Raw genomic sequence first — 24,003 nt, forward strand, 5'->3', positions numbered from 1 at the left:
TTATAATATACTATTCTTTATAGGATGCTGTCTAGTCGGAAAAGTCGGATCTTTAGGTCGGATCAATCAAAAATGTCAATATTTCGTTTACTTTAAACATAGAATTTAAGAAATAAAACTACCAACGTGCAACTGTATTCGTACTTAGCCTGGGATTACAGAATCTAAAACTCCGGTATCTGGTATCTTAATTTGAAGATCCAATCATTCGTATATCACAAATGTGATTTTATACAAGATTATCTCCAACTTTAAAGAGTGAGTCAGAAAATGAGCAAGGTTCAACAAACTGTTTATCTAATTACAGAAAGACAAAGAGACGCATTGATCAGCTACTTACAAAATTGCCCTTATCGGGAAGTTGCAGCAGCAATTCAGTTTTTGACTAGTGCCCCTACTGCTGTTTTGAATGTAGAAGTTCCAGAAGGAAAAGCTGAATCTTCTATTCCAGAATCAAATATTCCAGAATCCACAACTCCTGAGTTGGTGTCTGTAAGTTAAGGTTTTTGTTATAGTCCCTTACACTGTCACCATAAAAATTATTTAGAGGATGTTTTAAAAGTCGCTGATGGTGTATAAAATATTTATAGATTCCGCTAAATCCCCCTTGAAAAGGGGGACGTTGACTCTAGTTCCCCCCTTTTTAATGGGGGTTAGGGGGGAATGGCTACGCCACGCTTCGCTATCATGAAGTGCCTAAAATCACGATCCAAAACTTTTCAAACACCCTCTTAGACATTTCACTTGGTGAAAAAGCTGTAGGGACAAGCTGTAGGGACAATTCATGAATTGTGCCTACAACAAAGGCTTCATATCACACATATTCAATTTGCGGTTAATTTTTAGATAATTTTGAGATAATTTTCAGAAATATTTCTTAAATCTGAGAGGTTGTTTGAAAACTTTTTCGTGTGGGATTTGACACCCGCAGATCCCCCTAAATCCCCCTTTTTAAGGGGGACTTTGAGGAATTTAGCCCCCCTTTGTAAGGTGGGTTGGGGGGATATCCATGAATTCTGATACTTTTCAAACATCCTCTGAATCCTCAATTAATAAATGATCCGGCTTTTGATCTGAAACTTGTTAAATTTTTTCACTTTGATTGATTAATTGTTTGAATATTTTTTGAAGACTTCTAGAGGTAGCTGCGATCGCTAATTGCCACTCTATCTGTAAAATAAACTACAAAATAGCATGATCAAAAACCCTAAAAAATGATATTTAACTACTGATGAATCTTGAAGAAGCAATCCAATGGGTAGACTCAACCCTAGAATCCAAAACAGGTAAAAAACTAACCTTCCCAGAGAAAAGAATCCTCAAAGCTGCTTGGGAAAATGAAACCTACAATGCTATTGCGGATAGTTTATACATAAGTGTGGGGCATATTAAAGATTTAGCCTCATTATTATGGAAACGCCTTTCCGACTTAATGGGAGAAAAAGTCAACAAAAGTAACTTTCGCCATTTACTTTTACAACGAAACGCCGCCTATACTCAATCTTTTATCAACATCGTCGCAAACGACATCTATCAAACTCAAGACCCCAAAGGCAATATTTTAATTGTTGATGACCTCATCGAAAATCTGCATTTTTTATCCGATATTTTAACTAAACAGGGGTATAAAGTTAGCAGTGTCACCAACGGTAACATGGCATTAAGAACCGTCCGCAACAACCCCCCAGATATCATTTTACTTGATATAAAAATGCCAGATATTGATGGCTATAAAGTCTGCTCTATTCTGAAAGCTGAGGAAGACACTTCAGATATTCCGATTATTTTCCTCAGTGCATTAAACGAAGTTTTTGATAAAGTCAAAGCCTTTGAAGTTGGGGGAGTTGATTATATTACCAAACCATTTCAAACTGAAGAAATTATTGCCCGCATTCAAACTCATCTGACTTTGCAACAGCAAAAACGCCAGCTACGCCAAGAAATTGAGAAACATCAACAAACCGCAGAAATTCTCTATCAATCTCGCGCCCTTATTGCCAGTTTATTGAATAGTGCCAGAGATGGAATTGCTGCTATGCAAGCTGTGAGGGATATGGTAACTGGAGAAATCGAAGACTTTCGCTATTTATTAGTTAATCCTGTCTATGCGAAAATCTTGGGTAAAAAACGAGAAGAATTGACTAATAATTTCATGCAAAAGAAATTCTTAAATCAACTCATTCCCGGATTTTTTGAAAAGTTAGTGCAGGTAGTAGAAACAGGATCACGACTCGAACAATATTTTTGTTTGGAAACCAATATGCAAAAGAAATGTTATGACTTGATAGCTGTTAAGTTAGGTGATGGCTTTTTGATGACTGTGCGTGAGGTGAAAGATTAGGGGGTAAATATAGGGAAATATCTAGGGCTTGCTGAATAAATCTGAAAACTTTACAGGTAAAGGGTTTTAGCTATTTTGACTTTCAAAAAGTGCAAGCTTTTATGAGGTGGCAACTGAAAAGCTGCAATAATTTTAAGTATAACTAGCGGTAAAAGGCTAGATCTCAATATAGCGTTTCCCAGTCTAATCAATTACACAGCAATTTATTCACTGTTCCCTGTTCCCTAAAACGAAAAAACTTTGTACCTCACGCTTCTTGGGAATGGCTATAATATATATGTGTTAATAATAGCATTTAGATTTTAGAGGGTAACAGGCGTGCTGTGTAATACTTGCTTATATATTAGACTAAAAGAGCCTTTTTACTACCTCTCCGACTTTTCAAACATCCTCTTCAAGGTACTTGTCCCTCGTAATTTGACCAAGGTATTGCAAATTTAACTAAAATCTATATTATACTAAGTCTACCCTGTGATCTATACAGAGTAGCCAATTAATAGATCATATATTACACTATCAAATAATCTTGTAATTTTCACATTGATGGCGTTTACAGAAGTTTTCATGTCTTTAGACCACAGTAAGGGCGAAGCATTCGGACAATTAATTATCGGTTTTTACCTAAGACTATCATCCGAATACTTCGCCCCTACATTGTTGACGCGAAACCTAAATCAAAATGTGGTTTATTTACCTGAAAATAGCTGTAATTTACGCTTTTAGACATCGGGAAAATTGAACTGAGAATTTAATTGTGTCACCAATGAGCCAACTATTTAATTTACCAGAATCATCTACCATTTCTCGGCGTACACTGCTAAAATTATTTGGTGTGGGTACGATAGTGGGAGTTACAGGTTACTCTCGTTTTAGTAAACCACAACCGTCAGTTTTTCAGCAAGATAATCTGGATTTACCCAAGATATTAAATACTAACAAAACTGTTGCTGTCATTGGTGGGGGTTTAGCTGGTTTAGCTTGTGCATATCAATTAGTGCAACGGGGTTTTACTGTCACATTGCTAGAAAAATCTCCGCAACTGGGGGGGAAAATTGCCAGTTGGGAAATAGAAGCTGCGGGTGAAACTTTTAGAATGGAACATGGATTTCATGGTTTCTTTCCACAGTATTATAACTTAAATAGTGTAGTTTCTGAACTGGGGATAAAAGATAATTTTCAATCCTTAAATTATTATTCTGTAGTTTACCACAATTCTCCATATCAACCAGAGGTATTTCGTCCTAGTCATTCTGCTTTTCCTTGGAATATTATCGACTTAGCTATTGCTTCTCCTAATCGCTTACAATGGGGAATAAATCTTACCAATATTAAGCATTTACAAGTGTTTCAAGCAATTACAGGTTTTCAAAGAGATAAAAATTATCAGCGTTTTGATCATATATCTGTTGCTGATTGGGTAAAGAGTGAATTTCCCCAAGGTTTATATGATTTGTATTTTCTTCCTTTTGCTAAATCTAGTTTAAATGCACCAGATTTAATGAGTGTTGGGGAATTAATGCAGTTTTTCCATTTTTACTTTTTTGGTAATCCCGAAGGATTAGCTTTTAATGGGACAAAAGATGATATGGGGACAAGTTTAGTCCAACCTATTGCTGAGGCAATTTTGCAAAATGGCACGATTATTACAGATGTAAATGTGAGTGAAATTGTGGCTAATGAAGGTAAGATATCCGCAGTTAAATATTTTGCTGGTGACAATAATAATACAGTGCCTTTTTGGGTGCAACGTAACTCAGTTGTGAAGGATGAAAAAATAGAATATTTTGGTGCTGCTGATGAAGTTTATGCTGTCAAAAAAGACAATCAAGAAGCAATTTCTTTAACTTGTACCCATCAAGGTTGCACAGTGAAAATGGCAGAGGATGGACAATTTCACTGTCCTTGTCATGGTGCTGTATTTACAGCAGATGGAAAAGTGGTTAAAGGACCAGCAAAAAGAGATTTAGCTAAATTTAAAGTAGTACAAAAAGAAGATGATAATTTACAACTTTTAGCAGTTAATCCAGAGTCATCATCACCAGAAATTATTAACGCTGATTATTATGTTTTAGCTACGGATGTTCCCGGAGTACAACAATTATTTAAACGTATGACTGGGGATGTAGATAAAAACGTGAAACAAGTGCGATCGCAAATTGAAAAATTAAGTATTGCTGATCCTTTTGCTGTTTGTCGTTTCTGGTTTGATCAAGATTTTAATTGGGAACATAGCAATTTTACATCTTTATCTGGTTACAAATTAACTGACAGTATTACCCTTTATCATCGCATTCAAACCCAATTTATTGAATGGGCAAAAAAAACCGGGGGAAGTGTAGTAGAATTACACGCTTACTGTTACAAAGAACAAGAATTTCCTAACCAAGAAGCTTTGTTAAAAACTTTTGAAGATGAACTTTATGATATTGTACCTGAGTTAAAACAAGCAACATTACTACATCGAGAATTAGTTAATCAACATAACTTTTCTGGATATCCACCTAATAGTTATGCAGAACGGCCAGAAACTACCACAACTTTAACTAATTTATTTTTTGCAGGTGATTGGGTAAAAATGCCTTTTCCTTGTGGTTTAATGGAACGCGCAGTGAGTAGTGGTTTATTAGCTTCTAATGAAATTTTACACCGTGAAGGTTTGCAGCGACGAACACTTTTAACAGTTAACCCAGAGGGAATGTTGCAAATTTAATATAGGAGGAGTCAGGAGTCAGGATAATTTTAGATTTTAGATTTTAGATTTTAGATTGGATATGACAAAAACAATCCAAAATCCAAAATCCAAAATCCAAAATTGGATCACCTATCACCTGCCATATTCACTTAAATTTAAACTGATCACACCCACAATTATTAATACTATGGATACAAATTTCATCAGCGTAAAAGATTCACGAAACCAAACAATACCAATAATACTAATTAAAACAGTACCCAAACCCGCCCATACTGCATAAACAATACTCACTTCCAGTTTTCTGAGAGAAAGAGTCAAAAAAGTTAAACAAAGTCCATAGAATACAAAAATGAAAACTGAAGGAAATAATTTAGTAAATTCTTGAGAAAGTTTCATGCAGATTGTACCAGAAACTTCAAACAGAATTGCTATAATCAGGTAAAACCAACTTATTAACATACAGTGCAAAATTCAAAATTAGGGTTTTTCAATTATCTCTAGAAAAAACCCAAATTTCTATAAAATACTTTACTTTCAACTCTGTCACCTGTCACCTGTCAACTGTCACCTACTATGATAAAAAATCTGCCATCGCTGCGGTAAACCCTGCAAATAAACTATAATCTTTTGAGACAACTGACTAGATTTGTCTGTGATGACAATTGGCTCATAGACCAGTTTAGGCGAACGTATGACAGCGTAAAATACGTAGTAAAATGTAACATCGTGTGAAAAACTTACAGCAGATTGCAGATCCATTAGGTACAGAATCTAAATTGAAACCTATACACTAAGCTAGTTTTACTCCTGACTCCTGACTCCTGACTCCTGACTCCTGACTCCTGCTGTATATTTAATTTGTTGGTAACTGTGGATTCGGTAATTAACACCAGCGGTTTTCCAAAAAATTCTCCAACTACAGCTAAAATCAAAAATATCAACAGCGATCGCTCAAATTAGCACTCCACTCTGGTGGACTTTGTTTGTGTAGTAGCGTATACTGTACGGTAAGCGTAGCCATATTATTGCGCCTTCTATTCGCCCAAAACTTGATTCAACTATGGAAATCCTAGAACTGAAACGCGAAATCGAAACGTTGTCTAGCCGCCTGGGTAAAACCCAGGACTATCTTTGACGTACCTGCACTCAAAGCCAAAATTCAAGACCTAGAACAAATATCCGCCCAGCCAGAATTTTGGGACGACCAAAACCAGGCACAACAAACATTACAAGAACTCAACGATCTTAAATCTCACTTAGATCAATATTATCAATGGCAAGCAAATCTAGAAGATACAAAAGCAGTCATTGAACTATTAGAACTAGAAACGGACGAAGCACTACTACAAGAAGCAGAAACCACCGTTACTAAATTAAATCGTGACCTTGACCAGTGGGAACTCCAACAATTACTATCGGGTCCGTATGACTCTCAAGGTGCGGTTTTAACCATTAACGCTGGTGCAGGTGGCACAGATGCCCAAGACTGGGCGTTTATGCTCATGCGTATGTATACCCGTTGGGCAGAAGACCACGGTTACAAAGTCACATTAGCCGAAGAATCAGAAGGCGACGAAGCCGGCATCAAATCAGCTACCCTAGAAATTACAGGTCGTTATGCCTATGGTTACTTACGTTCGGAAACCGGAACTCATCGTTTAGTCAGAATTTCCCCCTTTAACGCCAACGGTAAACGACAAACCAGTTTTGCCGGAGTGGAAGTCATGCCACAAATAGATAACTCTGTAAAATTGGAAATACCAGAGAAAGATTTAGAAATCACCACATCTAGATCAGGTGGTAAAGGTGGGCAAAACGTCAACAAAGTAGAAACAGCAGTGCGGATAGTTCACATCCCCACAGGTTTAGCGGTGCGTTGTACAGAAGAACGTTCTCAACTGCAAAACAAAGAAAAAGCCCTAGCCCGTCTCAAAGCGAAATTATTAGTCATTGCCCAAGAACAACGCGCCCAAGAAATCGCCGAAATTCGCGGTGATATGGTGGAAGCTTCCTGGGGCAACCAAATCCGTAACTATGTCTTTCATCCTTACCAAATGGTCAAAGATTTACGTACAAATACGGAAACAACCGCCATTACTGACGTAATGAATGGTGAACTTGATGCTTTCATCCAAGCCTATCTGCGGCAAGAAAATCAATTAGTAGACCGTAATGGGTAATTGGTGATTGGTGATTGGTGATTGGTGACTGGTGATTGGTGATTGGTGACTGGGAGGATGAATAACCCAATGCCCCATGCCCCATGCCCAATGCTCAAATGATGTAAAGTTATATGTAGACAGATTAATCAAAAAATCATGAGCAATACTCCTGCAAACGAACCCAAACCCAGCTACGTCAAACTAGCCATGCGAAACATGGTAAGAAAAGGTGGCACATCCCTGAAACATTTTGGACTAACTGCTGTAGGATTGTTAGCTGTCTTAGTTGGTCTTGCTTACCTCACTCGCTAACAAAGGTGATTGCGTGCTTTCTCAATTTGAACCCCCTAAACTTGAACCCCCTATACTTGAAATATTTATAGAAAACTGTTACCAAGAGTCTTCCCCAGTTGTAGCGGAAAACATCTGGGAAAGCTGGTTTCAAAAATGGCTGGAAATACTCACTCCTGAACTTCCACAGGCTTCAAGTTATGAAATCGGGCTACGTTTGACAAATGATGCCGAAATTCAAGAATTAAACGCCCAATATCGTCAACAAGATAAACCCACAGATGTTTTAGCCTTTGCCGCCTTAGAAAACAACTTCCCCCAAACCGAGGAAATGCTGGCTGCTCAACCTTTGTACTTGGGCGATATCATTGTATCTATAGATACGGCAGCCCGTCAAGCTAAACAACAGGAACATAGTTTAACCACAGAGTTAGCTTGGTTAACTGCTCATGGGTTATTGCATCTTTTAGGCTGGGATCATCCTGATGACGAAAGTTTGATGGAAATGTTAAAAAAACAAGTAATTTTACTAGATGAGGTAGGTATTACAGTTACCTTAAAATAGCAGATGTATATATAGCGTTTCCAGTCTAATGAAGTACACACCAATTTATTCCCTGTTCCCTGTTCCCTGTTCCCTGTTCCCTAAAACGAAAAAACTTTGTACCTCACGCTTCTTGGGAACGACCAGAAGATATTGACATTGGGTGGCGATGATTACAAAATGATTGTCACAAATTCCTTACAATTGCCTCAAACTTTGATTATACCCGTAAAATTAATCAAGATTACCACCTGATCAGATTTGTATTCTCCAGTATATGTCCCAACAAGTTTCCCCATCACCAACACCAAACCGCTTACCAACCCTTGTGTCTAAAGAACGGGAGTTTTCCTGGCAAATAGCCTCTAATTTATTTGTGAGTTTTAAGTATGCTTGGGCTGGCATTGCTTACAGCTTTCAAACTCAACGCAATTTTCGGATTCATATAGCTGTTGGCTCTTTTGCGATCGCATTGAGTCTTTTTTTGCACCTAAAACCTGTAGAAATAGCCATAATTGCTATTACTAGCGGTTTGGTGTTGACTTTGGAATTAGTGAATACAGCGATTGAATCTTTGGTAGACTTAACTGTTAAGCAAACTTACCATGATCTAGCTAAAATCGCTAAGGATTGCGCGGCAGGGGCTGTGCTGGTATCTGCTTTTGTAGCTTTGCTAGTAGCCGCTATACTTTTACTTCCCCCTTTATTAGCTTTAATCATGACTGCTATTTAACGATTTAAAGGATGTTTGTAAATCCGCCATGTCCTAATATTATTAACGTAATTGATTTTTACCAATTCCCAATCACCTCTTCCCCAATCACCAATCCCCGTTTCTTAGGTACAAATTGTGATTATAGTTATTGATAATTACGATAGTTTTACATATAATTTAGTACAATATTTGGGAGAACTAGCCGTAGATTTCCCAGTTGCTGCTGATTTAAAAGTTTTTCGTAATGATAAAATCACTGTAGAGGAAATCAAGGCTTTAAAACCAGATGCAGTGGTAATTTCCCCAGGTCCTGGTCGTCCAGAAGATGCAGGAATTTCTTTAGATGTAATTGTAAAACTGGGTTCTAGTTTACCAATTTTAGGTGTTTGTTTAGGACATCAAAGTATTGGTCAAGTATTCGGTGGTAAAATTGTTTCCGCACCAGAATTGATGCACGGTAAAACTTCCTTAGTGTCTCATAAGGGAGTAGGGGTTTTCCAAGGATTAGAAAATCCCATTACTGCTACCAGATATCATAGTTTGGTGATTGACCGTGAGACTTGCCCGGAAGTATTAGAAATCACCGCTTGGGTGGAAGATGGGACAATTATGGGAGTACAGCACCGGAACTATCCTCACATTCAGGGAGTCCAATTTCATCCAGAGAGTGTTTTAACTGCTGCGGGTAAGCAGTTACTCAGAAATTTTCTGGAACAATTACAGGTAAGAGAGTGATTCATGAAACGACGAGAATTATTGGGTTATGCTGGTGCTGGTTTAGCAACTGCTTTAGTTACTAATTTCAGTTCTCACCTGCCAGTTAATGCCCAATCTAGTGGTGTATCTGTGCAATGGTTGGGTCACACTTGCTTTTTGTTTACTGGTGGGGGTGTAAAAATTCTCGTTAATCCTTTTCGGACAGTTGGTTGTACTGCTGGTTATCGTCCCCCCAAAGTTGTAGCGGATTTGGTAATGATTAGCAGTCAATTGTTAGATGAGGGTTTTGTGGAAGGACTACCAGGAAATCCTAAACTAATTTATCAACCAGGTGTTTATGAATTTAAAGGTTTGAAGTTTCAAGGAATTTCTATAGATCATGATCGCAAAGGTGGCAGACAATTTGGTAAAAATACTGTTTGGAAATGGACTCAAGGGGGAGTGAATTTTTTACATTTGGGGGGTGCGGCTGCACCTATTTCTCTTGAACAAAAAATCCTCATGGGTCGTCCTGATGTAGCTTTAGTTCCCGTGGGTGGTAGTGCTAAAGCTTATAATGCCCAAGAAGCAAAACAAGCTGTGGGGGTGTTAAATCCTAAGTTGGTGATTCCTACCCATTATCGTACTCAAGCCGCTGATCCTAATAGTTGTGACATTACACCTGTAGATGATTTTTTGACTTTGATGAGTGGTGTAAATGTACGCCGCAGTAATGGGGATACGGTGAATATTGCTTCTGGGAATTTAAAGGAAAATACAGAAATTCAAGTTTTGAGTTATAAGTTTTAGTTAAACTCAGCAGTCAAACTCATAAAGTAGGGTGCGTTAATAAAATGTAACGCCCCAAATCATTAAAAATTTTACCTATATATGATATATGATGAATATAAAATACTCTGCATACTTAGGCAATTCATAAATTATCAGGTGCATCATGACGGATTCTCAGAATAATGATTCATTACCGGAAAATTTAAAAAGAGTTTATGATTCTTTTGCTAAACTGGAACAAATGAAAGATCCTATTCGTCAAGAATATGAATTATTAGAAGCTGCAAAAAGCTGTAATTTACCTGTAGATAGCTTTCGACAAATGTTTAAAGATTATTGTCGTCAACAACATGAAACTAGAGGTATGCAGCGTTTTTTTAGTGCTACATTTTGGCGGACAGAATTATTATTAGAAAAGTTAAATCATTGTTTAAGTGAACTGGATATATTTCCGGTTTTAGAGCATCTGAGTAAGTTGTCTATTTTGGTAGCTTTAATATTATATGTTACCGAGTGTGGAGAACGGGAAGAACAAAAGAACGCGCAACAAAGACGAGCTAATTATGAAGCTTGGGGTGTGATTCGAGCTAGTGAAAATAAACCTGGTAACTTGGGCAGAATTGAGGCATTACAAGATTTAAATAAGCAAAATCCTCAAGTTTATCTAACTCATATTAATTTAAAAAAAGCAACTTTGAGTGAAATTGATTTACCTAAAGCTATGTTAGATGGTGCAGATTTTAGTCAAGCTACACTAGACCAAGCTAATCTGCAAGGTGCGATTTTATTTAACACTAATTTATATCAAGCAAATCTCATAAATGCTAACTTGAAAAATAGTAGGATGTTTGGGGCAAATTTGGAAGGTACTATTTTAGAGGGTGCTGATTTGGAAGGTGCCGATTTAACAGGAGTAAAAGGTTTAAAAGTAACTCAGATTCAAAAAGCAAAAAACTATAAGTTAGCTAATTATGATCCTCCATTAAGGAAAGAATTGGGATTATCTGATGTGAAATAGGTAAGTAAATTTTTTATACATTTACTATGAGTCTGAATATTTGATGATGTATATTATTTCACAGGATAACAAACGTCAATACTTGGAGGATAATATGGTGCGGAAATTTTTAATTGAGGACTGGGAGAGTTTTGAATATGACGAGAAAATCAAGCTGATGCAGTTGATTAATCTATCTTTGGAAGCTCAAGAAATAAGATTTAGTTTGATGGATAATGGAGATAATGTAGTAGATAAAGAATTTGAGATAACAGGTAATCATAATGATGCTGAAGCACAACCAATTATGAGTGCAATACCTAGAGTTGGTCGTTTTTTGGAAGCCTTGCAATTGTTTGGATCTAGTTCTGCTGAACAAAAAAGATGTGAAGGAGCTTGTGATCGCCAATTTGACAATAATGAGCAAAAAAGAAATGAGTGTAAAAGAACCTGTCGAAGAAGAAGATTTATGCTGGTGGAGAATTTTTTAAATTCTAATCCCATTATTGAAGTGTAGAATCAGCAGTAAAGGAAAAAAGCGATCGCCTTTTTTTGAGATTTAGTCAGATTAAATCAAAAGTGCGATCGCTAATTTTTAGTTGCAAATAATTCTGTAAATCTTGGTAAAGGTGACAGGTGACAGGTGACAGGTGACAGTAAGAAGACAAGAGGTAAAAGGCAAGAGTTTATTCTTCCCAATCACCAATCACCAATCACCTATTTAAGCTGTATACCATTCTGGAGTCAGCTTATCTGCATCAGCAATAGGTGTTTCAGTAGCGATTGTTCCATCCATAGTCCAGATTTTATCTGCACCTGTTTGTTGATCTCTCCAGTAAACATCAGTCTTACCATCGCCATTGAAATCACCAAGAGATGCGGTGTAACCAGGGGTGTTGCTGGGTAAGAAGGCTTCAGAACTGATGCTGGTACCATCCATTAACCAAGCTGTGTTTTCGCCGGTTGTGGCATTATGCCAGAAGATATCGGTTTTACCATCGGCGTTGAAATCACCAATTTTAGCAGTCCAACCTTCGCCAAGAGTGTTAACAACACCTTCGGTAACAAAAATACCGTTCATTGTCCAAATCTTATTCTCACCGGTTGCAGTGTTGCGCCACAAAATATCTGTCTTTAAGTCGCCGTTAAAATCTCCAAGAGTATAACCCCAAGAGACATCTTGTGCCTGTAAATCATACTTGGTAGGGGTGCTACCATCCATAAACCAAGCACTGTTTTCGCCGGTGGTGGTGTTGCGCCAGAAAATATCGCTTCTACCGTTACCATCAAAGTCAACGATAGTTGCAGTTAAAGAGACATCTGTGGGATCTAAAACAGTCGCACTAACTACAGTTGTTCCGTCCATTTGCCAAATAGCATTTTGACCGGTGGTGTTGTTACGCCAGAAAATATCGGTTTTGCGATCGCCATTAAAATCGCCAATTTCTGCTTTCCAACCTGGATCAACTCTATCTAATGTCAGGAAACTAGCAACTCTTGTTCCATCCATTAATACAACTACATTTTCACCAGTTTGTTCATTGCGTAATAAGAAATCTGTCTTATTATCGCTGTTGAAATCTGCTGTTTTATAACTCCAGGTTGATAGGTCATAAGTACCTAAAGAAGCCTGTTCAATAACTGTTGTACCATTCATCAGGCGCACTAAAATTTCACCTGTTTGGACATTCACCCACATTTTATCAGTTTTTCCATCACCATTGAAATCTGGAACAATGGCGGCACTGGTTAAATAAGGATTGGGATTTGGGTTAGCACTTAAAGGTGGTAATGTGGGTAGATTATTTGTAGGTAAATCACTTGGCATTTGGGGCAATAATGAATCTGCTGGTGAAGGTGCAGAACTACCACCACCGGGCAGTGAGATATCAAGAGGGCTTGTCAAATCTTGTGATGTTTGGCGAGATTCTACCGCCCAACTTGTTGTATTTAAATCTAATCCTGATTTACTAGGCATGGTCTGTTTTTATGAGTAATTAATATAAAGTTTTAATTTATGGAAAATAAAGATTCTGTAAATAACAAACATTTACTAAAAAAATAACTGACAATTGTTATTGTTTATAGATATTTTAGAAATATTGAAAATGATGAATTATGAAAAATTAAAAGTTATCCATGAGCAATCAAAAAAACTTTTATTTTTTGTTGATCAATGTCAGAATTTAACCATCAAATCCTGTTTTGTTGACAATACCTTTAGATCCCCGGTGAAGAAGTCGGGGATCTGAGTAATTCAAAATTGGCTAAAATAATTGAGATTAGCAATTACAAACATCATTGAGTAACTTTGCTAAAGTTAAAAACAACACTATATCTTTGAAGGTAAATCGGCTATGAAATCAGAATATCGGCAACGTCGTGAACAGGTAATGGCGAAAATTGGGCAAGGAACAGCGATTTTTCACAGCGCACCCACAGCAGTCATGCACAATGATGTCGAGTATGTTTACAGACAAGATAGTGATTTTTATTACTTAACTGGTTTTAACGAAGCGCAAGCGGTAGCAGTGTTAGCACCCCATCACGAAGAACATCAGTTTATTTTGTTTGTGCAACCCAAAGATAAAGAAAAGGAAGTTTGGAGTGGTTATCGTTGCGGGGTGGATGCTGCAAAGGAAATTTATGGTGCAGATGCAGCTTACCCTATTGCAGAGTTAGATGAGAAGTTACCGCAATATTTAGAAAAAGCAGATCGGATTTATTATCATATTGGAAGGGATGGTAATTTTAACAACAAAATTCTTAAACATTATCAAACTTTACTGCGTACCTATCCCAAACGGGGAATGGGACCCACAGGGATAGAAGATACCAGCACAGTTTTACATAGTTTGAGATTACATAAAAGTAAAACCGAACTAGACTTAATGCGTCAAGCGGCGGATATTGCAGTGGAAGCACACAACCACGCTTTAAAAGTCACCGCACCGGGAAGATATGAATATGAAATACAAGCAGAAATAGAACATATTTTCCGGTTACGGGGTGGGATGGGTCCTGCTTATCCTTCCATTGTTGCTGCGGGAAGAAATGCTTGCGTTCTGCATTACATAGAAAATAATTGTCAGATGCAAGAAAACGAATTGTTATTAATTGATGCTGGTTGTGCTTACGGTTATTACAATTCAGATATTACCAGAACATTTCCCGTAGGTGGAAAATTTACAGGAGAACAAAAAGCGTTATATGAAATAGTATTAGAAGCACAAAAACAAGCGATCCAAGAAGTTAAACCGGGAAATGCTTTTGATGCACCCCATAAAAAAGCGGTGCGGATATTAACAGAAGGTTTAGTGGAATTGGGTTTATTAAAAGGGGAGATTGATAAATTAATAGAAGAGGAAAAATATAAACCATTTTATATGCACAGAACGAGTCATTGGTTAGGTTTGGATGTGCATGATGTGGGAATTTATCAACATGGAGAAAACCCGCAAATTTTACAACCGGGACAGGTTTTAACCATAGAACCGGGATTATATATAGTACCGGATACAACACCCGCAGAAGATCAACCAGCAATAGATCCGCGTTGGGTGGGAATTGGGATTAGAATTGAGGATGATGTGTTGGTTACTGCTACTGGAAATGAGGTTTTAACTGCGGGAGTTGCGAAGGAAATTAAGGATGTAGAAAGATGATATAGATCCCCTTTTAGATCCCCGACTTCTGATATTAATTTGGAAATTTATTGAGGAGATGAAAAAAGAAGTCGGGGATTTGGTTTATAGATATATAGACAGATACAGACACTTTTGTTTTCACTCAATATGTTAAATTAATTTTGCTTGGGTACTTATTTAATCAAGTAAAATTTATACTAAATTTACAGAGGTGAATATCTGCAATTTTGAAATCTTTTATCTCTAATCTCAACCTTTTTAGTAAATTATTAATTCATTCATAGTGGAAGAAATAGATGATGGATGACAAACTGGCGAGGTAGTATATGTTTCGTCTCTTTAATTTGCGCGTGGTTTTCTCTAATAGAAGATTCACATAAGCCCTTTGGCGGACTAATTCGCAGTTCTTTACATCGAGTATATATTGCTTTATCTACTGCTTTGATGGCAGTTTTTGAATCACTATTCATAATGTAACCAATCATTCCTCCAGAGAGAAGACCAGAAGCATACTGTGATGTGATATATCTCATCATTCCATCTACTACATAATCTTTAGCTAGAGATTCGCGTTTTCCATTATTTGAAACTATATTAAGTCGTTTACATTCAAATGAAAAATAAACATCTTCGCTTATTCTTTGAACTGATGTAAAAACCAGATCAATACGTCCTTTTTCGTTGCCTTCTGAGTCATCCTCTGGGATTTCGCGGTCAATCCTTACAGGTAATCTTACCAAATCCCTTTGCTGTCTTAATGTAGCTCTAAAACGCTTAGTTATTGGTACTTCATGGTCATCAATTTTAGGTTTCCTAAAAACTTCCCATGCAGACAATACCAAGTCCAGAATATCTGGAATAAGATCATCAGGAAAAGTATCTGCCCAAAGATTACTATTGCCAATTATTGCCATCAGCTTTCCTCATACTTGCTAGTAAGGATTGCTGAGGCGATTTCGTCTGCATCGTTCAAAGCAGAAGTCTTAGTCCAGAAGCGACGAGTCAACGGTTTAAAAATATACAGTTTTTCTTGGTCGAAAACTTTGAGATTTCGCAAAAAACTCATGCTTCCTTGTTGATTTGGTAAAAGGCGAATAATTCGCTGGAGAATTTCATCTAACTCCTGTGTAGAATCTTGTTCAATATCTACCCAGTTTTGCTCTACCTTAATTTTTCTGTCTAAAACAATTATTGCTGCACCCATCTTAGTAGAAACTATTATGTTGCCAATTATAGTATACTGACTCTTACGCGCCCAAGTATTAAGTACATCACACAAAAGTTTTAAATATTCTTTGCGTTCTTGAGGTTCGCTCCTAAGCAATGTAGGAATAAGCCTAGTCCCCCGATTTGGCTGAATACTCGGTATTGAGATATTGATAGTGTCGTCTATTAATATTTGTTCATACTCATCAATATCATAATATTCATAAATATATTTAATTAATTCGTTTTTCTCATTTTGTATCATCTCCTGACGATTTAATAAAAAGTTGTGACTAATCTGGTTTTTTAGATGTCCAATTTTTTCTACAACTTGCTTAACAATTTCTTTTGCGTTTGCAGTATTTTGAGTCATTTCAGGTAATGGAAATGGGAATCTTAGCAGTTCTGCCCCACGTACATCACCTCGTTCGATTCCCCAAGTAGATGCTGTATGAAATAAGAAATATTTAGCCAAAACAGAGTTGAGAGCAACAGTTAAGAAAATCATAATTTCAGTATCTTCTGGTTTACCATGAATACCTCTAAGTGCATCTTGGAAAACAACATCAAAGTCAGCAAATGCTACTTTTAAGCTTTTACTTACGATAATATGCGGATGAGTAAATACATCTTGGTTTGGCAGTCTAAAAAGCTTTTTAAACCGATTGCCAATGTGAGTACAATCAGTTTCAAAAACAATTAAATCAATATCCTTATTTCTTCCATCTAAAAACCATTTTTCTGGAGTCCAAGGTGATAATATTTTTCCATTTGGTTGAAACCCTCGACCCATTAACCACCGCTTCGTTCTCTCTTTATATCGTAGGTCTTCCAATGTATCTACTAAATCATCTAGTCGTGGTAGATCAGATAATCTTTCTAGAAACTTCCTGTCTCTGGGTGTTCCCCAAAAAGAGTGTTTCCAAACTAGCGCAGCTTCTTGATTATTAAGGTCATATAATACTTCTCTAAGTCTAACTTTCTTTTGATCATCTGGTGAAATAGAGAGAATTTCAGCCCTAATAGTCTCCAATTCTGTTTTAGGAGTTATGTATTCAATACTTCCCAATTTTCTATCAGGTTTTTCTTTCCGATACCTGACAATAATTGTAGGACGATCAGCACCATCAAACAGATAAAATCTCATGTCAGATAGATTAATTACCTGCTCAATTGTATATGTTGATAACCACTCATTTTGAAATTCTAATGCTTTATCTTGGTGGTTAAATAAAACTCCTGCTGGCAGTAAAAAACAAATACGTCCTTCATCCCGTAAGTGCTGGGGAGCTTTCCACACAAATCCAGAAGCTAACTGTCTTTGAGCAATTGTATGCTTTTCTTTTTGACACCACTGCTCCATAAGACTTTTTTTTCCGGTTACTTTTGCCCAGGGGGGATTACCTACTATCAAGTCAAATTCATTTGCAGAAATGGGCAAGTCTTGAGCAAAAAAATCTTTGCAAATAAGGTTATGACCTACTAATTTTGGCAGTGCATTACCTTTTTTTTGAAGTCTTTGAATATCTCTAGGATCAAGCTGATCTAAAAATGCAAGATACAAACTAAAGGCTGCAATACGACAAGCAGTTTCACTAGAATCTGCATCTATGCCAAAAATATTTTGTTGGAGAATATTAATTAGGGCTGGTGCAAGTTCTTCATTATCATTACTAATATTTCTGTGCTTGATCCGCCATTCTTCCGCTAATCTATTAAAAATCGCTACCAGGAAGATACCTGAACCACAAGCTGGGTCAAGAAAACGTTTTTCTAATAAGGAAGTCCATCCATCTAATGCGGTATCAAGAACTATCTCAGCTAAAAATCTTGGTGTATAGTATATGCCACTTTCTCGCTTTTCCTGGGTTTCCAAAAAGTGTTCATAAATACTACTTATAGTTTCAATAGGAATAACGCTAAAATCATAAACCCAAAATCCCAGTGAAAGTTGATCACTACTTAAGTCATCACCGCGAAGAAACTGTTTTAATATATTGATATGCCCATATTTAATCAACTGATTTTCCGCCTGAAGATCCACATCGAATAAGTCACCATTAAAATCGGATTTAAGTTGTTGAAATAAAGCATATAACAAACGCTTTGCTTCATTAGGTTCGTTTCTTTCTAAAAGGTCAATTAGTCTGTGACAATCTGTTGCGCCTATTTTGTGAAAATAAGAACAGTCAATAATTTTTCTATCAACCAGATAACAAGTAAATATTGTGCGCCATAGCAGAGCATTGACAGTCCTGATATCTAGAGTTTGAACAGGTTCTTCTGCCAATAAACTACGACGTGCATCCGCAAGATTTTTGAGTAGATAGCGGTCAACTCGCAAATCTGGTTTAAAAGATTTTGGCTTTTCCCTAAATAACTCACCTAGTTCTACTGCTCTGATAAATTGTCTGAGTTCAATTTCATCAGCTACCCGATTTAATATTTGAACAAGCCGATTTTGTTGAGAAATTTTTTGTTCATCTTTAGCAGGAAGCGCAAGACCAGAATAAACTTGAATTTCAGTTGGACTAACCACTACAAGTAATGGGGCAATACCCTGATTCCAAATATGGCGATGCAGTTCACGCATCTGGGCATAATCTATACCAGATACTTCTTTAAAATAGATATAGGGTGCATTGTTGACACATAAAATACCATCTAGTTCTAAATCTTTCCAAGCCCTACGCATAGCGTGTGCCTGTGGAAGAGATTTATTACCTGTGTTGATTGCTTCAAGACTATGAAAGAATTCTGGTGGTCTTCTCTCACTAAGTCCAAGTTGTTCTCTCCAATCTACAATAATTGACTTATTCATAATGTTGTCTCTCTTCCTACTCAGGAAACCTAAGATTTTTCGTTAAATACCTCCAATTAATTTAGGAGTAAGGCTACTATTTTATAATCGCCATCTCTATTCACTCACTTTTTATGTACAGAAAATTTACAAAGAAGCATTTCATTGTGGTTAATCAAGTTTTATAGGTCGGTTGTACTACAATAATTACTATAGAATAAATGCTGAAAAAAAGCGATCGCATTTTTGATGTAGTCTTAAATACATTTAATACACTTAAATATTATTAACCTAAACTTTGCTATTTCCCATATCCTACGAATTACTTCAATTAACATTCCAAATCTAAGTTAGAGATATCTGTAACAGAAGCATAAATCCTGATAATAATAATAGTTTAAAAAAAACATTAATTTGTTGAAGTGGATATATAACTTGTCAATGTCAAATTTCTATTTGCGGATTTTTGTTTTTCTAGTTGAGAAGATTGACCTCTAAGTGCTGAATGCTTACATCAGTTTTTTGATTGATTAAACCTGTATTTTCACTCTTCACTTAAATTCATCATCATCTCGTAAGTCGCCACCTTAAATCCATTAGCTTCAAATAGCTTCTTGGCAAATTCATTTTGTGCGGCGACTTGCAGTATTAATACCTGTGAACCTAACTCTTTTGCCGCATTTATTGAAGCATCTAATAGTAATTTTCCTGCTCCCATTCCCCGCGCTGATTCATCAATGTATATATCATGCAGCCATACTGTTTCAGGTGCAATATCCACAAAACTGCTTTCTTCTAACCGTATAAAGGAATAACCAACAATTTCATTTTCTACTTCCACAACTAACACAACTGCTTTTGGGTTGCTAATTTGTTCGGCAAAAAAATCCAACAGATGTTGTTCATGATTTTCAAAGGTGGTAAACCTCAAGGGATTGAAATTTTGATGTTGATAAACTAATTGGATGGCGTACTTTGTCACACCTTGATGATCAGCTATATTTGCTTGTCTAATTGTAATATTTGGCTTGTTCATATTTTTAAATGGAATATGTTTAAAAAAATAGGGACAGTTGACACCATCCCCATTAATTTACTATTCTTGAAAACCCTTACAGTTGAGGAACAAACTGTTGCTTATCAGGTACTTCAGTGTACTCAGCGACAATTTGCCGGAACTCGTCACCATCAATGGTTTCTTTTTCAATTAACAGATCAACCAAGCGATCTGTAACTGCACGATGTTCACGGATAATTCTCTTAGCGTTTTCGTAACACTCTTCAGCGATCGCTCTCACTTGTCCATCAATACGAGAAGCAATAGACTCAGAATACTCGGATCTGGTTGTCCAGTCACGACCTAAGAACACTTCACCTTGTTGACTTTCCAAAGATAAAGGACCTAAGTCAGACATCCCAAACCGTGTTACCATTTGTCGTGCCATTCCTGATAACTGTTGCAAGTCTCCACCCGCACCAGTTGTCACTTCCGCAGCACCAAAAATTACTTCCTCTGCTGCACGACCACCCAAAGCACCGGTAATTCTCGCTTTTAGTTGCGAACGGGAAATTAAACCTTGTTCTTCATTGGGCATAAACCAGGTTAAACCCTGTGCTTGTCCTCTGGGAATGAGGGTAACTTTCTGTACAGGATCATGATCCTTTAACAAAGTACCCACCAAAGCATGACCAACTTCATGGTAAGCAATTAACCGCTTACTCTTGCTGTCTACTAAAGGAGTACCTTCCATCCCTGCAACTACCCGATCAACTGCATCATCAATTTCTAACAGAGTAATTGCTTCTTTGCGTCTTCTTGCGGTGAGAATAGCTGCTTCGTTGAGGAGGTTAGCGAGATCCGCACCACTGAAACCAGGGGTACGACGGGCGATCGCTTCTAAGGAAACACCAGGATCTAATTTCTTGTTCCGTGCATGAACTTCGAGAATTTCCAAACGTCCTTTAATATCGGGAGCGTCAACTGTTACCTGTCTGTCAAAACGACCGGGACGCAATAGCGCAGAGTCGAGAACGTCAGGACGGTTGGTAGCTGCAATAATAATAATGCCAGTATTACCTTCAAAACCATCCATTTCTGTTAACAGTTGGTTTAAGGTTTGCTCACGTTCATCATTACCACCACCGATACCAGCGCCCCGTTGACGACCTACCGCGTCAATTTCATCAATAAAGATGATACAAGGAGCGTTATCTTTCGCTTTTTTGAACAAGTCGCGGACACGGGAAGCACCCACACCCACAAACATTTCTACAAACTCAGAACCGGAGATAGAGAAGAAAGGAACACCCGCTTCACCGGCGATCGCTTTTGCTAATAAGGTTTTACCAGTCCCAGGAGGTCCAACCAACAACACACCTTTAGGAATTTTTGCACCAACAGCAGTAAATTTCTCAGGTTGTTTTAAGAAAGTCACAACTTCCTGTAATTCTTCCTTAGCTTCTTCAATTCCTGCCACGTCATCAAATTTTACGCCGGTTTTCGCTTCCATTTGGAAACGAGCGCGAGACTTACCGAAGTTCATCGCTTGGCCAGGACCACCGGGAAGGTTATTAGAACGACGGAACAAAAAGAATAAACCAGTAATTAACAACACTGGGAATAAAAGATTACTTAACAAACCCCAGATCGCGCCATCATTGCGGATAGGATGAGCATCAAAGCTGACGTTATGTTCTTTGAGTTTATTGATCAACTCAGGAGCGTTAACGGGTAAGTCTACTCTCCAGCGTTGAATGCGGTTTTCAATATCTTGGTCGTTCGCTTCGATAATTGCAGTTCTGCCACCATCGTACAAGTCCACACTGGTAACCCGATCAGCGTCCAAGTATTCCAAAAAGCGCCCATAGGTCATGCGGGTATTGGCTGCATTACGGCTGTTATCTGCTGGTTGACCGGCAAAAGTACCTTGCCAAAAGAAAAAGCCTATTACCAAAGCCAGCACGGACCAAAGTGCTACAATTCTCCAAGAAAATTTCATCTGTTAATTTGCCTCTAGTACCAATATGACTACTTTTGTAACGGATGTTTATAAATCCATTTTGTAATTTCAGCCATGACAGCGTAGTTTGCTTATGGCAGATTCATGAAATTTTTCTAGAATCTTAATTAAATTTAACCTAATTCTCATACTAATACCAATTGAAAATTCCAAATTAAAAGTTAAATCTTCCCAAAAGCTTATCTATCAAGGGTTTGGTGCTGATTTCTTTTTTGCTCTCCCTGATACTCATTTTATGCTAGACCACGCTGAATGATCAAATATATTTAGTTGGACTTATCTGCGTTTATCTGCGTTTATCTGCGTTTGTTTTTATTATAAAAAGTTAATTATACTTTATAATATAAAAAATACGAAAACATGGGGATTGAACCACGAAGTAACGAAGAAACGTTCACCGGAGGTGTTCCCGCAGGGTAGGTAAGAGTTTTGAGAGAGGTTGCTTGTGATGGGTGATAGTGCGATCGCTGATATTGAAACTAATATTTCAAATGTCAGGACTTACGCAAAAGGGAACGAAAGTAGGGGTAATTCATGAATTACCCCTACGGAAGAATAAGGTTTTCAGTCACATCTTACGTAAGTCCTAAAATATGATAGATTTCTTGTAGAAATTGCGATGAGTTCTTCATATCCGAAGATTAACTCATATATTCTCTGTGTTATAAAGTTTTAATAGAATATTGTCTTTTAATTGGCTGCCTGTAATCTGGGCAACATTTAGCTAGTCGTGATGTAATTTGCAGTTTCCTGGTAATATCCTCATATATACAAATATTTTTTTACAAACCCAGTCGAACAACCATGTCCAATCCCTTTTTTCCCGGAAAACCAGTTCCTCCAGAACATTTTGTCGGACGCACATCAGAAATTAACTTTGCCTTTGACCAAATCTGTAACAGCAGCCATTTTGCCATTTGGGGTGGTCCGGGGATGGGCAAAACCTCATTTTTAAGGAAACTCGCTTCTGAACAAGCTCTGAGAGAACATGGCATAGATCCATCCGAAGTTGCGGTTGTACTACTAAACTGCCAAAGTATCATTCCTTTCACACCTGCTGGTTTTTGGCAAGAAATCTTAAATTTGCTACATAATCAATTAGATAATGAACCGCAATTACAATCTGAAATTCAACCCTTACTAGAAAAACCAGCTACAAGTCGTATTATCCGCCAAGCATTACGGAAATTAGGTGATAATGGTAAATTTTTATTACTGTTAGTAGATGACTTTGATGCATCTGTCGTCACAAATGAACAATACACTGAAGCAGAAATGGAAACATTTTTAGCAGAATGTCGTAGTTTAGCGGTTAGTGCAGAAGAAAGTCAATATTTATCTATGATTGTTACCTCACTGCAACCCCTAAGTGAACTGCAACCGCAACTTAATCCTCATGCTTCTCCTTGGTACAATCACTATTTATTTCAATCCCTTAAACTATTTACTACTAGCGAATTGGTGCAAATCTTGAATATTGTTAGACCTCCAACATTACGGGGGGAAATTATTAATATTACAGGTGGACATCCTAGTTTAGTACAAATTGCTGGAAATTTAATATATCAAGAAATGCAGCGAGGTCAGGATGCTAATTCTGAATCATTTGCTCAGAGATTTGAAGCCGATACTAGACAGATTTTTGAAGTAATTTGGCAAAGATGTAATCCGACAGAACAGCTTTTATTGATGCTGATAGCTTTGCTGGATCTGGATGGTCATATCAAGGATACAAAATTTACTTTAAAAGGCATAGGAATAATTCTGAGTCAACATGAACGGCTCTTGGAAAAATTAAAAGATAGAGGTGTAATTACTTCCAGTATTCAAGATTCAGAAACGTTTTATTCCTTTACTTCGCCACTGATGAAAAAAAGGGCAACACAGGCAATATTAAATACATCGGAACATTTTTTTGAAGAGAACCAATTAGTATTTCTGAATCTCATTAGTCATAAACAATTGGATCAAGTTCAAAATTTCGTAACTTGGTTAACACAGAATGGCGATACAGTCAACACAGTATTAGATTGGATTCCGAAACTATTACCATTCTTTCCCTAATAAAATTCTTAATCGTCTAAGTTGCTAGTTGGG

The 24,003-nt window shown here is 37.2% G+C and carries 20 protein-coding genes; 14 read left to right on the forward strand and 6 right to left on the reverse strand.

The features are described 5' to 3' along the window. The first annotated feature begins 270 nt into the window (after nucleotides 1-270). The 4 genes from K2F26_RS03275 (at nucleotide 271) to K2F26_RS03290 (ending at nucleotide 5,051) form a co-directional block, all read left to right on the forward strand. Nucleotides 271-501 (forward strand): hypothetical protein, encoded by a 231-nt coding sequence (locus K2F26_RS03275; RefSeq protein WP_220610335.1) that lies wholly within the window; start codon nucleotides 271-273, stop codon nucleotides 499-501. Between the two features lie 730 nt (nucleotides 502-1,231). Continuing rightward, the gene (locus K2F26_RS03280) at nucleotides 1,232-2,341 is read left to right on the forward strand and encodes a response regulator (RefSeq protein WP_246605509.1); all 1,110 of its coding nucleotides are present in this window, start codon (nucleotides 1,232-1,234) and stop codon (nucleotides 2,339-2,341) included. A gap of 564 nt (nucleotides 2,342-2,905) precedes the next feature. After that, complete coding sequence (locus tag K2F26_RS03285) at nucleotides 2,906-3,064, forward strand: hypothetical protein (protein WP_220610336.1); 159 nt, start codon at nucleotides 2,906-2,908, stop codon at nucleotides 3,062-3,064. Between the two features lie 40 nt (nucleotides 3,065-3,104). Next, on the forward strand, nucleotides 3,105-5,051 hold the full coding sequence (locus tag K2F26_RS03290) for an FAD-dependent oxidoreductase (RefSeq protein ID WP_220610337.1): 1,947 nt from the start codon (nucleotides 3,105-3,107) through the stop codon (nucleotides 5,049-5,051). Nucleotides 5,052-5,165: 114 nt separating this feature from the next. On the opposite strand, the gene K2F26_RS03295 is transcribed toward K2F26_RS03290, so the two are convergent. Beyond that, nucleotides 5,166-5,495, reverse strand: coding sequence for a DMT family transporter (locus tag K2F26_RS03295; protein WP_194059736.1), 330 nt, complete (start codon nucleotides 5,493-5,495; stop codon nucleotides 5,166-5,168). A 601-nt stretch (nucleotides 5,496-6,096) separates the two neighbouring features. Here K2F26_RS03295 and prfB point away from each other — a divergent pair. The 8 genes from prfB (at nucleotide 6,097) to K2F26_RS03335 (ending at nucleotide 11,750) form a co-directional block, all read left to right on the forward strand. After that, a protein-coding gene (gene prfB, locus K2F26_RS03300; protein WP_220610338.1) for a peptide chain release factor 2 occupies nucleotides 6,097-7,216 on the forward strand; the annotation gives its coding sequence in 2 pieces (ribosomal slippage) (nucleotides 6,097-6,168 and nucleotides 6,170-7,216; 1,119 coding nt in all). A gap of 138 nt (nucleotides 7,217-7,354) precedes the next feature. Beyond that, on the forward strand, nucleotides 7,355-7,510 hold the full coding sequence (locus K2F26_RS03305; protein WP_096572817.1) for a DUF3285 domain-containing protein: 156 nt from the start codon (nucleotides 7,355-7,357) through the stop codon (nucleotides 7,508-7,510). A 13-nt stretch (nucleotides 7,511-7,523) separates the two neighbouring features. Continuing rightward, entirely contained in the window at nucleotides 7,524-8,054 is a 531-nt protein-coding gene (gene ybeY / locus K2F26_RS03310; protein ID WP_246605510.1) for an rRNA maturation RNase YbeY, read from the forward strand. A gap of 256 nt (nucleotides 8,055-8,310) precedes the next feature. Beyond that, a complete protein-coding gene (locus K2F26_RS03315) occupies nucleotides 8,311-8,766 on the forward strand; it encodes a diacylglycerol kinase family protein (protein ID WP_220610339.1) in 456 nt (151 codons plus the stop codon). Nucleotides 8,767-8,883: 117 nt separating this feature from the next. Then, entirely contained in the window at nucleotides 8,884-9,483 is a 600-nt protein-coding gene (locus K2F26_RS03320) for an anthranilate synthase component II (protein WP_096571595.1), read from the forward strand. Between the two features lie 3 nt (nucleotides 9,484-9,486). Next, nucleotides 9,487-10,254 carry an MBL fold metallo-hydrolase gene (locus K2F26_RS03325; protein WP_220610340.1) on the forward strand — a complete coding sequence of 256 codons (768 nt, stop codon included), beginning with the start codon at nucleotides 9,487-9,489 and terminating at the stop codon, nucleotides 10,252-10,254. Nucleotides 10,255-10,399: 145 nt separating this feature from the next. Then, entirely contained in the window at nucleotides 10,400-11,254 is an 855-nt protein-coding gene (locus K2F26_RS03330) for a pentapeptide repeat-containing protein (protein WP_220610341.1), read from the forward strand. A 43-nt stretch (nucleotides 11,255-11,297) separates the two neighbouring features. Beyond that, nucleotides 11,298-11,750, forward strand: coding sequence for a hypothetical protein (locus K2F26_RS03335; RefSeq protein WP_220610342.1), 453 nt, complete (start codon nucleotides 11,298-11,300; stop codon nucleotides 11,748-11,750). A 204-nt stretch (nucleotides 11,751-11,954) separates the two neighbouring features. Here K2F26_RS03335 and K2F26_RS03340 read toward each other — a convergent pair whose 3' ends face one another. Further along, nucleotides 11,955-13,211: an FG-GAP repeat domain-containing protein gene (locus K2F26_RS03340; protein WP_220610343.1), complete on the reverse strand. Its 1,257-nt coding sequence runs from the start codon at nucleotides 13,209-13,211 to the stop codon at nucleotides 11,955-11,957. A gap of 379 nt (nucleotides 13,212-13,590) precedes the next feature. On the opposite strand from K2F26_RS03340, the gene K2F26_RS03345 reads away from it, so the two are divergent. Continuing rightward, nucleotides 13,591-14,898 carry an aminopeptidase P N-terminal domain-containing protein gene (locus K2F26_RS03345; RefSeq protein ID WP_220610344.1) on the forward strand — a complete coding sequence of 436 codons (1,308 nt, stop codon included), beginning with the start codon at nucleotides 13,591-13,593 and terminating at the stop codon, nucleotides 14,896-14,898. Nucleotides 14,899-15,158: 260 nt separating this feature from the next. On the opposite strand, the gene K2F26_RS03350 is transcribed toward K2F26_RS03345, so the two are convergent. The 4 genes from K2F26_RS03350 to ftsH2 all read right to left on the reverse strand — a co-directional run bounded on the left by K2F26_RS03350 (nucleotide 15,159) and on the right by ftsH2 (nucleotide 21,885). Then, nucleotides 15,159-15,794, reverse strand: coding sequence for a hypothetical protein (locus K2F26_RS03350; RefSeq protein ID WP_220610345.1), 636 nt, complete (start codon nucleotides 15,792-15,794; stop codon nucleotides 15,159-15,161). Further along, on the reverse strand, nucleotides 15,794-18,907 hold the full coding sequence (locus tag K2F26_RS03355) for an HsdM family class I SAM-dependent methyltransferase (protein WP_220610346.1): 3,114 nt from the start codon (nucleotides 18,905-18,907) through the stop codon (nucleotides 15,794-15,796). The genes K2F26_RS03350 and K2F26_RS03355 overlap by 1 nt, the downstream gene beginning before the upstream one ends. A gap of 523 nt (nucleotides 18,908-19,430) precedes the next feature. After that, complete coding sequence (locus tag K2F26_RS03360; protein ID WP_220610347.1) at nucleotides 19,431-19,922, reverse strand: GNAT family N-acetyltransferase; 492 nt, start codon at nucleotides 19,920-19,922, stop codon at nucleotides 19,431-19,433. A 76-nt stretch (nucleotides 19,923-19,998) separates the two neighbouring features. Beyond that, on the reverse strand, nucleotides 19,999-21,885 hold the full coding sequence (gene ftsH2 / locus K2F26_RS03365; RefSeq protein ID WP_194060069.1) for an ATP-dependent zinc metalloprotease FtsH2: 1,887 nt from the start codon (nucleotides 21,883-21,885) through the stop codon (nucleotides 19,999-20,001). Nucleotides 21,886-22,710: 825 nt separating this feature from the next. Between ftsH2 and K2F26_RS03370 the strand changes: the two genes are divergently transcribed. Further along, nucleotides 22,711-23,970, forward strand: a complete 1,260-nt coding sequence (locus tag K2F26_RS03370; protein WP_220610348.1) for an ATP-binding protein — start codon at nucleotides 22,711-22,713, stop codon at nucleotides 23,968-23,970. Nucleotides 23,971-24,003 lie beyond the last annotated feature (33 nt).

It is taken from the genome of Sphaerospermopsis torques-reginae ITEP-024, from assembly GCF_019598945.1.
Taxonomy (GTDB): domain Bacteria; phylum Cyanobacteriota; class Cyanobacteriia; order Cyanobacteriales; family Nostocaceae; genus Sphaerospermopsis.

Coding starts and splice junctions, on each gene's coding strand:
- K2F26_RS03275 (WP_220610335.1), top strand. CDS start 271: ATGAGCAAGGTTCAACAAACTGTTTATCTAATTACAGAAAGACAAAGA.
- K2F26_RS03280 (WP_246605509.1), top strand. CDS start 1,232: ATGAATCTTGAAGAAGCAATCCAATGGGTAGACTCAACCCTAGAATCC.
- K2F26_RS03285 (WP_220610336.1), top strand. CDS start 2,906: ATGTCTTTAGACCACAGTAAGGGCGAAGCATTCGGACAATTAATTATC.
- K2F26_RS03290 (WP_220610337.1), top strand. CDS start 3,105: ATGAGCCAACTATTTAATTTACCAGAATCATCTACCATTTCTCGGCGT.
- K2F26_RS03295 (WP_194059736.1), bottom strand. CDS start 5,495: ATGTTAATAAGTTGGTTTTACCTGATTATAGCAATTCTGTTTGAAGTT.
- K2F26_RS03305 (WP_096572817.1), top strand. CDS start 7,355: ATGAGCAATACTCCTGCAAACGAACCCAAACCCAGCTACGTCAAACTA.
- K2F26_RS03315 (WP_220610339.1), top strand. CDS start 8,311: ATGTCCCAACAAGTTTCCCCATCACCAACACCAAACCGCTTACCAACC.
- K2F26_RS03325 (WP_220610340.1), top strand. CDS start 9,487: ATGAAACGACGAGAATTATTGGGTTATGCTGGTGCTGGTTTAGCAACT.
- K2F26_RS03330 (WP_220610341.1), top strand. CDS start 10,400: ATGACGGATTCTCAGAATAATGATTCATTACCGGAAAATTTAAAAAGA.
- K2F26_RS03335 (WP_220610342.1), top strand. CDS start 11,298: ATGATGTATATTATTTCACAGGATAACAAACGTCAATACTTGGAGGAT.
- K2F26_RS03340 (WP_220610343.1), bottom strand. CDS start 13,211: ATGCCTAGTAAATCAGGATTAGATTTAAATACAACAAGTTGGGCGGTA.
- K2F26_RS03345 (WP_220610344.1), top strand. CDS start 13,591: ATGAAATCAGAATATCGGCAACGTCGTGAACAGGTAATGGCGAAAATT.
- K2F26_RS03350 (WP_220610345.1), bottom strand. CDS start 15,794: ATGGCAATAATTGGCAATAGTAATCTTTGGGCAGATACTTTTCCTGAT.
- K2F26_RS03355 (WP_220610346.1), bottom strand. CDS start 18,907: ATGAATAAGTCAATTATTGTAGATTGGAGAGAACAACTTGGACTTAGT.
- K2F26_RS03360 (WP_220610347.1), bottom strand. CDS start 19,922: ATGAACAAGCCAAATATTACAATTAGACAAGCAAATATAGCTGATCAT.
- ftsH2 (WP_194060069.1), bottom strand. CDS start 21,885: ATGAAATTTTCTTGGAGAATTGTAGCACTTTGGTCCGTGCTGGCTTTG.
- K2F26_RS03370 (WP_220610348.1), top strand. CDS start 22,711: ATGTCCAATCCCTTTTTTCCCGGAAAACCAGTTCCTCCAGAACATTTT.